The organism is Pantoea allii (assembly GCF_046529425.1).
Lineage (GTDB): Bacteria > Pseudomonadota > Gammaproteobacteria > Enterobacterales > Enterobacteriaceae > Pantoea > Pantoea allii.
On sequence record NZ_CP125958.1, the window covers coordinates 3,825,662 to 3,838,570 of the forward strand.

At 50.6% G+C, this 12,909-nt stretch carries 11 protein-coding genes; 9 read left to right on the forward strand and 2 right to left on the reverse strand.

Going from position 1 to position 12,909, the window contains the following annotated elements:
- Window positions 1-2 precede the first annotated feature (2 nt).
- The 7 genes from leuB (at window position 3) to aroD (ending at window position 8,413) form a co-directional block, all read left to right on the forward strand.
- Window positions 3-1,094: a 3-isopropylmalate dehydrogenase gene (gene leuB, locus QNH99_RS18105; protein WP_410517005.1), complete on the forward strand. Its 1,092-nt coding sequence runs from the start codon at window positions 3-5 to the stop codon at window positions 1,092-1,094.
- A 4-nt stretch (window positions 1,095-1,098) separates the two neighbouring features.
- Window positions 1,099-2,496 (forward strand): 3-isopropylmalate dehydratase large subunit, encoded by a 1,398-nt coding sequence (gene leuC / locus QNH99_RS18110; protein ID WP_283356045.1) that lies wholly within the window; start codon window positions 1,099-1,101, stop codon window positions 2,494-2,496.
- A 10-nt stretch (window positions 2,497-2,506) separates the two neighbouring features.
- Entirely contained in the window at window positions 2,507-3,112 is a 606-nt protein-coding gene (leuD, locus tag QNH99_RS18115) for a 3-isopropylmalate dehydratase small subunit (RefSeq protein WP_063878391.1), read from the forward strand.
- Between the two features lie 390 nt (window positions 3,113-3,502).
- Window positions 3,503-5,536 carry an NAD(P)/FAD-dependent oxidoreductase gene (locus QNH99_RS18120; RefSeq protein WP_109716545.1) on the forward strand — a complete coding sequence of 678 codons (2,034 nt, stop codon included), beginning with the start codon at window positions 3,503-3,505 and terminating at the stop codon, window positions 5,534-5,536.
- Between the two features lie 10 nt (window positions 5,537-5,546).
- Window positions 5,547-6,410 (forward strand): shikimate dehydrogenase, encoded by an 864-nt coding sequence (locus tag QNH99_RS18125; protein WP_096010978.1) that lies wholly within the window; start codon window positions 5,547-5,549, stop codon window positions 6,408-6,410.
- An 11-nt stretch (window positions 6,411-6,421) separates the two neighbouring features.
- Complete coding sequence (locus QNH99_RS18130; protein ID WP_283356046.1) at window positions 6,422-7,636, forward strand: MFS transporter; 1,215 nt, start codon at window positions 6,422-6,424, stop codon at window positions 7,634-7,636.
- A gap of 21 nt (window positions 7,637-7,657) precedes the next feature.
- Entirely contained in the window at window positions 7,658-8,413 is a 756-nt protein-coding gene (gene aroD / locus QNH99_RS18135) for a type I 3-dehydroquinate dehydratase (protein WP_063878387.1), read from the forward strand.
- Here aroD and QNH99_RS18140 read toward each other — a convergent pair.
- Window positions 8,376-9,344, reverse strand: coding sequence for a LysR family transcriptional regulator (locus tag QNH99_RS18140; protein ID WP_063878386.1), 969 nt, complete (start codon window positions 9,342-9,344; stop codon window positions 8,376-8,378). The two genes, aroD and QNH99_RS18140, sit on opposite strands and share 38 nt — an antisense overlap.
- Before the next feature lie 193 nt (window positions 9,345-9,537).
- Between QNH99_RS18140 and QNH99_RS18145 the strand changes: the two genes are divergently transcribed.
- A complete protein-coding gene (locus QNH99_RS18145; RefSeq protein WP_410517006.1) occupies window positions 9,538-10,845 on the forward strand; it encodes an MFS transporter in 1,308 nt (435 codons plus the stop codon).
- Window positions 10,846-10,888: 43 nt separating this feature from the next.
- Here QNH99_RS18145 and QNH99_RS18150 read toward each other — a convergent pair whose 3' ends face one another.
- Window positions 10,889-12,067: an MFS transporter gene (locus QNH99_RS18150; RefSeq protein WP_109716550.1), complete on the reverse strand. Its 1,179-nt coding sequence runs from the start codon at window positions 12,065-12,067 to the stop codon at window positions 10,889-10,891.
- 309 nt (window positions 12,068-12,376) lie between these two features.
- Here QNH99_RS18150 and QNH99_RS18155 point away from each other — a divergent pair, with 309 nt between their 5' ends.
- Window positions 12,377-12,877 (forward strand): GNAT family N-acetyltransferase, encoded by a 501-nt coding sequence (locus tag QNH99_RS18155; RefSeq protein WP_109716551.1) that lies wholly within the window; start codon window positions 12,377-12,379, stop codon window positions 12,875-12,877.
- Window positions 12,878-12,909 lie beyond the last annotated feature (32 nt).

The following is a 12,909-nucleotide window of genomic DNA, read 5'->3' on the forward strand; positions in this document are numbered from 1 at the left end:
TCATGTCAAACTCTTTACATATCGCAGTACTGGCGGGCGACGGAATTGGCCCGGAAGTGATGGCCCAGGCTATCAAAGTATTGGATGCAGTTCGTCAGCGTTTTAATTTGCGAATTACCACCAGTGAATACGATGTCGGCGGTATCGCCATCGATCGTCATGGCGAACCTTTGCCACCGGCTACCGTTGCAGGTTGTGAGCAGGCTAACGCGATTCTGTTTGGATCGGTAGGCGGCCCTAAGTGGGAGCACTTACCGCCAGCCTCTCAGCCTGAGCGCGGCGCGCTGCTGCCGTTACGCAAACACTTTAAGCTGTTCAGCAACCTGCGTCCTGCGGCGCTGTACAGTGGTCTGGAAGCCTTTTGCCCACTGCGCAGCGATATCGCTGCCCGCGGTTTCGATATTCTCTGCGTACGTGAGCTGACCGGTGGAATTTATTTTGGTCAGCCGAAAGGACGCGAAGGCAGCGGCCCACACGAGCGGGCTTTTGATACTGAAGTTTATCATCGCTTTGAAATCGAACGCATTGCGCGCCAGGCTTTTGAATCGGCTCGTAAGCGTCGCAACAAAGTCACCTCGGTCGATAAAGCTAACGTACTGCAAACGTCCGTGATGTGGCGCGAAATCGTGAACGAAATCGCAAAAGATTACCCAGATGTACAGCTGAGCCACATGTACATTGATAACGCCACCATGCAGTTAATTAAAGATCCCTCTCAGTTCGACGTGCTGCTGTGTTCTAACCTGTTTGGCGACATTTTGTCAGACGAGTGCGCGATGATCACCGGCTCGATGGGCATGTTGCCTTCAGCCAGCCTGAGCGAAGACGGTTTTGGCCTGTATGAACCGGCTGGCGGCTCAGCGCCCGATATCGCAGGTCAGAACATTGCGAATCCCATTGCCCAGATCCTGTCTCTGTCGCTACTGCTGCGCTACAGCCTGAATGCCGATGACGCCGCTGCCTGCATCGAGCGCGCCATTAGCCGGGCCTTAGCGGAAGGCTATCGCACTAAAGATTTAGCGGGTGACGGCCATGCGATCAGCACAGATGAGATGGGCAGCATCATTGCCCGCTTTATCGCCGAGGAAAAATAATAAAATGAAAACCTTATACCAGAAGTTATTTGATGCACATGTCGTTCACGAAGCGCCGAATGAAACACCCTTGCTCTATATTGACCGCCACCTGATTCATGAGGTGACCTCACCACAGGCCTTTGATGGCTTGCGAGCACACGGGCGTAAAGTTCGTCAGCCGTCGAAGACGTTTGCCACCATGGATCACAACGTGTCCACCCAGACCAAGGACATCAATGCTTCGGGTGAGATGGCGCGCATCCAGATGCAGGAACTGATGAAGAACTGTGCCGAATTTGGCGTGCAGCTGTATGACCTGGATCACCCGTTCCAGGGCATCGTGCATGTTATTGGCCCAGAGCAAGGCATGACATTACCCGGCATGACGATTGTCTGCGGCGACTCGCACACAGCGACCCACGGTGCCTTTGGTTCACTGGCATTCGGTATCGGTACGTCCGAGGTGGAACATGTTTTTGCCACGCAAACCCTGAAGCAGGGCCGTGCCAAAACCATGAAGATTGAGGTGACAGGCACCATCGCGCCGGGCATTACGGCAAAAGATATTGTGCTGGCGATTATTGGTAAAACTGGCAGCGCCGGCGGTACCGGTCACGTGGTTGAATTCTGTGGTTCCGCGATTGAAGCGCTGAGCATGGAAGGCCGCATGACACTGTGTAATATGGCCATTGAAATGGGTGCGAAAGCCGGTCTGGTTGCGCCGGATGACACGACATTCAGTTATCTGAAAGGCCGCCAGTTCTCCCCTGAAGGCGAAAAGTGGGAGCAGGCCGTTGCATACTGGCGCACGCTGAAGAGCGATCCCGAGGCTAAATTTGATCGCGTCGTTACGCTGCATGCGGAAGAGATTGCACCGCAGGTGACATGGGGAACCAACCCCGGCCAGGTGATCGCGGTTGATGCCAACATCCCTGATCCCGCGTCATTTGCCGATCCGGTAGAGCGAGCCTCCGCTGAAAAAGCACTGGCTTACATGAACCTGCAACCCGGCATCAAACTGACCGACGTCAGCATTGATAAAGTCTTTATTGGCTCCTGCACTAACTCGCGCATTGAAGATCTGCGCGCCGCCGCCGCGATTGCCAAAGGGCGTAAAGTCGCGCCAGGTGTGCAGGCACTTGTGGTACCCGGCTCTGGCCCGGTTAAGGCTCAGGCTGAAGCAGAAGGACTGGATAAAATTTTTATTGAGGCCGGTTTTGAGTGGCGCCTGCCTGGCTGCTCCATGTGTCTGGCAATGAACAATGACCGCCTGAACCCCGGCGAGCGCTGTGCATCCACCAGTAACCGTAACTTCGAAGGTCGCCAGGGCCGTGGCGGACGCACGCATTTAGTCAGCCCGGCAATGGCCGCCGCTGCCGCCATTAATGGCCATTTTGCCGACATTCGCAGCCTGACATAAGGAAACCATCATGGCAGAAAAATTCACTCAACATACTGGTCTGGTGGTTCCTTTGGATGCCGCTAACGTCGACACCGATGCCATCATTCCGAAGCAGTTTCTGCAGAAAGTGACCCGCGTGGGCTTCGGTGCCCATCTGTTCAATGACTGGCGATTTCTGGACGATCACGGTTTAGAGCCCAATCCGGACTTCGTACTCAACTTTCCTGAGTATAAAGGTGCCTCGATTCTGCTTACGCGCGAGAACTTTGGTTGCGGTTCATCTCGTGAACATGCCCCCTGGGCGCTGACCGATTACGGTTTCAAAGTCGTGATTGCCCCCAGCTTTGCCGATATTTTTTATGGTAACAGCTTCAACAACCAGCTGCTGCCGGTGACATTGAGCGACGAGCAGGTGGAAGCGTTATTCACGCTGGTGAAAGCCAATCCGGGGATCAGGTTTGAAGTGGACCTGGAATCCCAGGTCGTGAAAGCTGGCGACCAGTCTTACAGCTTTAAGATTGATGACTTCCGTCGCCATTGCATGCTGAACGGGCTGGACAGTATCGGCCTGACGCTGCAGCACGAAAGCGCGATCTCGGCTTACGAAAACAACCAGCCGGCCTTTATGCGTTAACTGGTACACCTCTTAATCAGCCCGCTCTGCTCTGCAGTCCGGGCTTTTTTTTAACGAAAACTGCGCTAAAACAATTAATCGCAATTTATTTTCTTGCAGAAAGCGCGTTATTTATTCACCGATGACGTTTATATTTTGACTCGCATCATCTTCTCCTCACTTTTTCCTCTCTGTTATCACAAGAAGTAAATCGTTTGCTATTTTAATTAACATCAATGCCCTTCTTTTGTTATTTGATAGTTAATCCCATAGAACCTGCCTATAGCTTCTGAAAAAAAAACCATTATTTCCGTAAATTCCCCCTCGCTATCATCGCCGCAGAGAAAATTCAACGCAAAGCACATCGGGATCGTCTCAGCCTGCCTGTCAGATCTTTTGTGGAGACAATGTATGCACGCTTACCCTCACCTGTTTACCCCGTTAACAATCAACGGGATGACATTAAAAAACCGTATCATCATGCCGCCAATGGGCACCAATCTGGCCAGTCTGAATGGCGAAGTCTCTCAGGAACAGCTTGATTACTATTCACTTAGAGCAAAGGGTGGCACCGGGCTCATTACGATTGAGAATATTTGCGTGGATTTCCCATTCGCGTCGAACGGCACCACACAACTACGCATCGATAATGACCAGTATATTCCCGGTTTATACAAACTCACCGAGACGTTGCATAAACACGGAGCCTGTGTCGCCATCCAGTTAAATCATGCAGGTGCATCAGCTTATACCTATCGCCTCAATGGGGAGATGCCCATTTCAGCCTCCGCGGTACCGTCAAAAAAGAAGGGGACTATTCCACGTCCGATGACGCATGAGGAAATATATCGGGCGGTTGACAAATTTGGTGACGCTGCAGAACGCGTCAGACGCGCCAATTTTGACTGCGTAGAGATTCATGCCGGGCACTCTTATTTAATTAGTCAGTTTTTATCGCCACTGTTCAATCAGCGCAATGACGAATTTGGCGGAAGTATCGAGAACCGGTCACGCTTTTTAACCCTGATTGTCGACAAAGTTCGGGCCTGCGTTGGACCGACGTTTCCCATCAGTCTGCGTATCAGCGCGGATGATTTTTTACAGGGCGGTAACACGCTCGCGGATTCGCTGCGCATCCTTGAATACTGTCAGGAAAAAGTCGACATCATCAATGTGTCGGCGGCGCAGAATGACAACCTGTTTTTACAAATAGACCAAATGTCTCAAGAGGATGGCTGGAAACGCTATCTGTCACGTGCCGTGCGCGACAAATTTAATAAACCCACCGTTGTCGCTGGCAATATTCGCACGCCTCAGCTTGCTGAAGACATTCTTGCCCAGGGTGACGCCGACCTCATTGCCATTGGTCGCGGGCTGATTGCCGAACCAGACTGGGTGCAAAAGGTACAGAGTGGGCATGAAGAGATGATGCGTAAGTGCATCTCCTGCAACATCGGGTGCGCCGACCATCGCATTGCCCGCTCGCTTCCCCTTCGCTGCTCAATTAACCCCGATATTATCCATGGCGATGCTTATAAAAAGCGGCGGGTAAATCGTCCAACGCGTGTCGTCGTCATCGGGGCTGGGACCGCAGGTATCGAAGCCGCCTGCACGGCCGCCGAGGTGGGATGCAAGACATGGCTGCTTGAAGCCAAAGACCATATCGGGGGCCTGGCTGTCGAGATTGCACGGTTGCCCGAAAAAAAACGTATTGCCGATTTTCCGCAATTCCTGAACAACCGTATGGCCCGGCTGGAGAATTTGCAATTGCAGCTGGGGCAACACATTCAGCCCGACTCCCTCGAAGTGCTGCGTCCCGACTTAATTGTGAATGCCACGGGCTCTGTCCCCCTGCTGCCGCCAATTGCAGGGTTACATGAGACGATCGACCGCCCCGGCAGCGGGGTGTTCACGATTACTGGCATGATTCAACACCTGAATAGCTTTAGCGATCTGCAAGGCAAGCGTATCGCCGTGGTCGGCGGCGGTGCCGTTGGACTCGATGTTGTTGAGTATTTTGCCAGCCGAGGCGCTGAAGCTGTACTGATTGAAATGCAGCATTCACCAGGACGCGACCTCGACATCATCACAAAGAGAGCCATGTTAGCTCTGCTTGAACAACATCAGGTAGAACAACATATGGACACGCAACTCGTTGAAGTCCAACCCGATCGCTTCCGCGTTAAAAACCCTCACCGCACCTTCGACATCACCTTTGACTACGGCTTTATCTGTCTGGGGATGCGTCCTAACCGCACCGGTTTCGAGGCCATAGAGCACTGGGCCACCGCCAACCAGATCAAAATAATGAACATCGGCGACAGCCTGAAAGCGCGGCGAATTATTGATGGTGTACGCGAAGGACGCAACGTACTGGATGCCCTCGAAGAGATTGGCGCACTGGGTAACCGCGAAGCGACAAGCATTCCACTTTTAACTTACTGAGGACACTATCATGGCAGAACGTATTACCGGGCATACCGAGCTGATTGGGCTAATAGCCACCCCTATTCGCCACAGTATGTCGCCAACCATGCACAACGAAGCCTTCGCGCATCTTGGGCTGGACTATGCTTACCTGGCTTTTGAGGTCGGCACTGAGGAACTGAAGGAGGTGGTGCAAGGTTTTCGTGCACTGAAGCTGCGCGGATGCAATGTTTCCATGCCCAATAAAACGGAGGTTTGTCGTTATCTGGATAAGCTGTCTCCCGCTGCGCAGCTTGTTGGCGCGGTGAACACCGTCGTGAATGATAATGGCGTGCTAACCGGGCACATCACTGATGGTACAGGTTACATGCGCGCCCTCGCTGAAGAGCGCATAGATATCCTGGGCAAAAAAATGACTGTTCTGGGCGCTGGCGGTGCGGCAACGGCCATTTGCGTTCAGGCCGCGCTGGATGGGGTAAAGGCGATCTCGGTATTTAACCAACGCGATAAGTTCTTTGCCAATGCGCAGGAAACCGTGGCGAAAATTCGTGCCCATACTGACTGTGAGATTCAGCTTTTTGATCTCGACGACCATGACCGTTTACGCGCTGAAATTAACGACAGCGTTATTCTCACCAATGCGACCGGCGTGGGCATGAAACCGTTTGAAGGTCAGATGTTGCTCCCCGACGACAGCTTCCTGCGTCCTGAGCTCATTGTCTCGGATGTTGTATATATCCCACGTAAAACACATCTGCTTGAGATCGCAGAGAAAAAAGGCTGCCGTATTATTAATGGTCTCGGCATGATGCTGTGGCAAGGCGCAAGCGCGTTTGAAATCTGGACAGGAAAACCGATGCCTGTTGATCACCTCAAAAAAATCCTTTTTTGAGGATGACAGAGATGAAAAACAAATATATTCCCACCGCCGCTGGGCTGTATCTCAATTATCTCATTCATGGCATGGGCGTGCTGGTCATCACTCTCAATATGGCTAACCTGCAGGTGCAATGGAACACCGATGCGGCGGGCGTATCGATTGTGATTTCCTCACTGGGCATTGGCAAACTGATTACCATCATTACCGGTTTTCTGTCGGATCGTTTTGGCCGCAAGCCTTTTGTCTATTTGGGCATCATGAGTTACGTGGCGTTTTTCATCGGTATTCTGTTTACCCGAGATATTTATACGGCTTATATCTTTGGCGTGCTGGCAGGTATGGCAAACAGTTTCCTTGATTCAGCCACCTATCCGACGCTGATGGAGGCTTTCCCGGACTCGGCCAGCCGCGCTAACGTGCTGATTAAAGCGTTTGTCTCCGCCGGGCAATTTTTATTGCCGTTTATCATTAGCCTGCTTATCTGGGCGGATTTGTGGTTTGGTTGGTCATTCGTGCTGGCAGCAGCCTTAATGATGATGAGCGGAATCTACCTGATCAAGATGCCGTTTCCCGATCATCGGGTACAGAACGTCGCGGAAGGATCAGCCACGGTGGCAACCCCACCGCGTAGTCGTCTTTATCAGCTGGATATGGTTGTGTTCACCTTATACGGCTATATCAGTATGGCGACCTTTTATCTGGTGAGCCAATGGTTGGCACAGTATGGGCAGTTTGTCGCTGGTATGTCCTATACCGCATCGGTGAAATTACTCAGTATCTACACGGCAGGATCGCTGACCTGCGTATTCGTCACGGCGGTCATGGTGAAAAAAGTGTTGAGCTCAGCCATTGCGATGATCATTTACACTTTCTTGTCGGCCCTCTCAGTGCTGATCGTCTGCCTCTATCCGACGCCACAAATGGTTACTGGTTTTGCGTTCGTCTTTGGGTTTGCGGCCGCAGGCGGCGTTATGCAACTGGGGGCAACGATCATGGCGATGAGTTTTCCCCATGCGAAAGGCTTTGCGACAGGGGTCTTTTACACCGCCGGCAGTCTGGCCAGTTTTACCATCCCTTTATTTACAGCACATCTTTCACGAATCAGTATCGCCAGCATCATGTGGTTTGATCTGATTATTGCGGTGGCAGGTTTTATCCTTGCGCTTTATATCGGTTCCCGCCAGCTTCAATTTCATTGTGCGGAAAAACGCAGCCAAACTGCCTCAGCAACCCGTTGAACAGTTAAAACAGGAATGACTATGACTCAAACGGTTAGGGTTAAAAACATCATATTCCAACAGGGACAAACGCTGCTATGTGTGCCCTTGACAGGCCGTACTCGCGCTGACCTTCAGGCCGGAGCGCAGTTACTGGCCACAGCAAAGGCAGACATTATTGAATGGCGCGTCGACCACTTCATCGATGGGAAAGACGTGAGTGAAGTCTTACTGGCGCTGGCCGACATTCGTCAGCAACTGGGAGAAACACCGCTGATCTTCACCTTCCGCAGTAAAAAAGAAGGCGGCGAGGCGGAAATCAGTGATGACGAATACTTCGCGCTCAACCGTGCGGCCGCCTTAAGCGGACTGGCTGATGTAATTGATATTGAGTTGTTTAATGATGAGTCACGCATCCGTTCGCTGGTAAGCGAGGCCCATAACGTCGGTGTTAAGGTCATTATGAGTAATCATGATTTCCACCAAACACCGGCGAAGGAAGAGATCATTTACCGGCTGCGCCGCATGCAGGATTTAGGTGCAGACCTGCCGAAGATCGCCGTAATGCCTCAGACACCACAGGATGTGCTGACGCTGCTGTCTGCCACCCTGTTAATGAAAGAGTGCTACGCAACGCGGCCGCTTATCACTATGTCGATGGGAAAAATGGGCGGTGTCAGTCGGGTAACCGGACGCCTGTTCGGTTCAGCAATGACTTTTGGCACCCTGGGCCAGTCCTCAGCACCAGGGCAAATCGCTGTTACACAGTTGCGGGAGATGATGGAGACGCTTTCCTAGATGCTGACATGCCCAAAGCCGTGCTTTGGGCATGTTTCTGGGCGACCTGGCTGTTCGCGATAATAAAGTTTTTTAGCCTAAGCACAGCGGGTGAAAGCTTTTTGGTTTTAATCGTCGCCAGACAAATATAACGGGGTGGGAGCGAATTTTTGATCGTCAGGATATGAATATTGTAGTACGCGAGTGCCGCAATCCTTGGCATGATGGCGATACCATAACCGATACTGACCAATCCGGCCATTGCCAAATCCTCTTCCACATAGCAGGCAATGTCCGGTGACAGCTTTTGCTGTTGAAAGATTCCGTCAATAAATGGACGTAGCCCACTACTTTCTGAAAAATAGACATAGGGATAACGAATGGTCTCCGCTAAATCAACTTCACTGTCGTATAAACGCGCTAACGGATGATCTTTCGCCGCCACCACCACTAATTCTTGTTCAATCACCGGGATAAATTCAATATCAGGATCGTCGCCAATGCGAGAACAAATGACCATATCAACCCTATCCGCTTTTAGTGACTGCAACAACACAACTGACGTTCCCTGTTTAAAAGAGAATGTCACATCGTTATGACACAAGTGTTGGGAATACTTGTTGATAATTTGCGGAACAACATATTCCCCCATAGTATAGATAAACGCAATCCGGATATTTTCCCGGCACAGAAATTGATTATTTTTTAGCACCTCCTTGCCATTTTCCAATGCTGAAAGTGCCGTCTCAACATAGGGTAAAAAGCATTTACCACTTTCGCTAATCCTCACATTTCTGCCCTGACGGGAAAAGAGTGATACGCCTAACTCCTTTTCTAACTCTGCGATAGCATGACTCAACGATGGCTGGGTGATAAAAAGGCTGGATGCTGCTTCTGTGTAATGCTCAGTTTCTGACAGGCGTTTAAAATAATAAAGTTGCTTCAGGTTCATGGCATTTGCCTTTAAATAAAAAGTAAATCATCTATCCCTACTTTATCATCGTCAAAAGAACTAATTATGTACTCAGGTCAAAATTAATGGCACTAAAAAAATGCTATAAACAAGCAAAAAAGATTAGCAATGTCAGACTATTTTTTAATGTAAAAAAAACATCAAAAAATAGTTTAAACTTCAGGAATACACCATGAAAAAGTCATACCAAGAGGAACAGACTGGCAGGTACATGCAGAAAAAGAAACCCACGAAAGTCAGAATGGTTATTCTGCTATTAATATCCATTGGTACAATGATTAACTATCTTGATCGCACAATCCTGGGCATCGTTGCGCCAAAAATCACCAGTGAACTTGACATCGATCCTGCTATGATGGGCGTTGCCTTTTCTGCTTTCGCCTGGACGTATACGTTGGCACAAATCCCCGGTGGGATGTTTTTAGATCGCTTTGGTAACAAACTGACCTATGCGCTTTCTATTATGTTTTGGTCGATTTTCACCCTACTGCAAACCTTTACTTTTGGACTCAAATCATTGATCTTACTGAGGCTGGGACTGGGGCTAAGCGAAGCTCCGTGTTTTCCGGTCAATAGCCGCGTAGTAGCAAAATGGTTTCCTCGTCATGAACGTGCTCGCGCCACCGCAACCTATTCTGTCGGGGAATATATTGGCCTGGCGGCATTTTCGCCCTTACTCTATATCATTCTGGAGCATCATAGCTGGCGCAGCCTTTTTTTGATCACCGGCGGGGCCGGTATTATTTTCACGTTTATTTGGTGGCGTTTTTATCATGAACCTGAAGTATCAAAAAAAGCCAACAAGGAAGAAATTGAATATATTCTCAACAATGAACCTATCGAAAAAATCAAAAACACGCCTTTTAACTGGCCCGATGCTAAACGTTTAATATGCTGTCGGCAAATCATCGGTGCCAGCCTCGGACAATTCGCTGGAAATACGACACTGGTCTTTTTCCTGACATGGTTCCCCACCTATTTAGCGAAAGAACGGCAACTTGAATGGCTTCAGGTGGGTTTTTTCTCAGTGTGGCCGTTTATGGCTGCCGCAGTAGGCGTTTTCTTTGGCGGTTGGCTGTCTGATAAATTATTAAGTAAAACGGGCTCTATTAATCTGAGCCGAAAACTCCCAGTCATTAGCGGCTTAATTATTTCCGGCATGATCATTGCTGCTAACTGGATGAGTTCAGATAGCGCCGTGATCATTATTATGTCCATTGCCTTTTTTGGTCAAGGCATGGTCGGATTGGGCTGGACAATTATCGCGGATATTGCTCCTGCTTCAATGGCAGGTCTCACTGGCGGTATATTTAATTTTTGCGCCAATATGGCCTCGATTTTGGCACCCCTGATTATTGGCATTATTATTTCAATGACGAGCAGCTTTTTTTATGCGTTAGTGTATATCGGCATCACGGCGGTTATTGGCTTAGTCGCCTATACCTTTATCATAGGCGATATTAAGCGGATTGTTCTTTAAAGTACCGTTCCCCCGGCACTGTTATTCCGGGGGAACGCGCGTATTAAACGTCTTTAACTTTGCGTATCATCACCAGCGTCAGCACAGCAATCGCGGCAATTACCCAGTACACGCTGCCGTGACCAAAATGTTCAACCAGCATGCCCTGAAATAACCCCGCCAGGATAATGCCGGTCGAAATGCTGTTGGTAAACAGGGTTGTGGCCGCCCCAGCCCGTCCGGGCATCAGATCCTGAAACCACAACATCCCAATGCCCGCGACTACGCCGATAAACAGGGCGTTAAACACCTGCAGGATCAGCAATGCCAGATGGCTGTGAAACAGAATCAGTCCGCTGTAAAACACCACGGCTGAGGCAACCGCTGCCACCATCATATTGCGTTTGCCCCAGCGTTTGGCATAGAAGCCCGCCAGGATCATGACCGGGATTTCCAGCCCGGCGGCCGTGCCCATTAAAAGACCGGCAAGGTTTTCGGGCAAGCCCAAATCATTGCTGATCCACAGCGGCATGTCGATGATGTACATGGTGTTGCAGGTCCACATCAGGGTCGATGCAGCAAACAGGACGCGCACGTCACGAATACGCCAGCCGCTCAGAGGAATACCGCCCGACTGCATCAGGGAAGCGGTGCGCGGCACCGAGGGCACCGTGAACCAGACTAGCAGAAAACAGATAAAAAACAGCCCGGCCGCCACGCTGAACAGCGTCACGAAACCAAAATTCAGCGCCAGCGCAAACGACAAAGGTGGCCCAATCACCCATGCCAGCGACACCTGCGCACGCATAATGGAGCTGAACATCACCACTTCGCGCGAAGCACTGTCGGCATATTCTCGCGCCAGCGCAAAGAGCTGTGGCATGGCGACATTCGCCAGCGATGAGAGCAGCACACCTAAGGTTATCAGCGTCAGATAATGGCGGGTAAACGCGAACAGTATGGCGTTTGCCAGGGCAAGGATGCAGCACAGTAAGATGATATTACGTCGATCGCCGACGCTGTCGGAGCGCTTTGCGATCATCATGCTCACCACAATGCCTGCAATGGCATTGATGGTAAAAAACAGTCCTACCCACAGCGGCGGCACCTGCACTTCCCGTGATAAAAACAGGCTTAGCGTGGGTGCCTGCAAAGCACCGGCAATACCGAGGATAAATGCGGTTACCATAAAGGCAAAAAAGACAGGATTAAAGCGCTTGAAGAGCGAGAACAACGATTTCATGCCAGGTCCCTTACAGGATGAAAGTGATAAACAGGTTGCATGACTGATGGGCGTCAGCCCTTCATTTTGCCTGATTATACTCAACGTAAAATAACAAACGGATGATGCTCATAGCCTACTGCATGTCAGGTTATACCGCGCGTGTTGCCGCTTTCTTATGGCCTTCTGCCTGCGAAACCTTTCGTACCTGGTGGCGCGGCTCAGGCTGCCCGGATAAGGTTTTTAGTAGGTAATCATCAACAAAATTGCCTCGCGTTTCATCGCCAGTACACTGTTTTATGACTGCCACCTTCACGACGAGAACGAGACATGATTACTTTCAGGCCGCTAACCGCTGACGAATTCGCTGCGTTTACAGATTATTTCATTGCTGACTATGCCGCAGAGATAGTCAGCAATGACCGCATTTCACAAGAGGATGCGCTGCGACAGGCTCGTCAGACTATCCTGTCCAGCTTCCCTGACGGCGAAAAAACGACCGGGCACGTTATTTTGTCTATCACTGACACCAGTAAGGATAACGCACAACCTGTCGGTTACCTGTGGTACAAACCGGACCTGGCGTTTAGATCCGTCTTTATCAATGACTTTTACCTGTTCCCGGCCTTCCGCAGACAAGGCCTCGGCCGGGCGTCCATGGCGGCGCTAGAAAAGCGGCTCATTGAGCAGGGTTTCACGCAAATCAGGCTGCGCGTCGCGGCAGATAACCCCTCTGCACGTCAGCTTTACGACACCGCCGGTTTTCAGGTGACGGGCATCAATATGAATAAGGTGCTGACGCCCGTCTCCGGCAAAGAACCGTTACCCTAAGCGAAAAAAGCCAGCAGAATAAACGCTGCTGG

Bases quoted from the DNA above. Each gene is read 5' to 3' on its own strand.
- QNH99_RS18125 (WP_096010978.1), top strand. From the start codon at position 5,547: ATGGCAGAACGTATTACCGGGCATACCGAGCTGATTGGGCTAATAGCC.
- leuC (WP_283356045.1), top strand. From the start codon at position 1,099: ATGAAAACCTTATACCAGAAGTTATTTGATGCACATGTCGTTCACGAA.
- QNH99_RS18120 (WP_109716545.1), top strand. From the start codon at position 3,503: ATGCACGCTTACCCTCACCTGTTTACCCCGTTAACAATCAACGGGATG.
- aroD (WP_063878387.1), top strand. From the start codon at position 7,658: ATGACTCAAACGGTTAGGGTTAAAAACATCATATTCCAACAGGGACAA.
- QNH99_RS18145 (WP_410517006.1), top strand. From the start codon at position 9,538: ATGAAAAAGTCATACCAAGAGGAACAGACTGGCAGGTACATGCAGAAA.
- leuD (WP_063878391.1), top strand. From the start codon at position 2,507: ATGGCAGAAAAATTCACTCAACATACTGGTCTGGTGGTTCCTTTGGAT.
- QNH99_RS18130 (WP_283356046.1), top strand. From the start codon at position 6,422: ATGAAAAACAAATATATTCCCACCGCCGCTGGGCTGTATCTCAATTAT.
- leuB (WP_410517005.1), top strand. From the start codon at position 3: ATGTCAAACTCTTTACATATCGCAGTACTGGCGGGCGACGGAATTGGC.
- QNH99_RS18150 (WP_109716550.1), bottom strand. From the start codon at position 12,067: ATGAAATCGTTGTTCTCGCTCTTCAAGCGCTTTAATCCTGTCTTTTTT.
- QNH99_RS18140 (WP_063878386.1), bottom strand. From the start codon at position 9,344: ATGAACCTGAAGCAACTTTATTATTTTAAACGCCTGTCAGAAACTGAG.
- QNH99_RS18155 (WP_109716551.1), top strand. From the start codon at position 12,377: ATGATTACTTTCAGGCCGCTAACCGCTGACGAATTCGCTGCGTTTACA.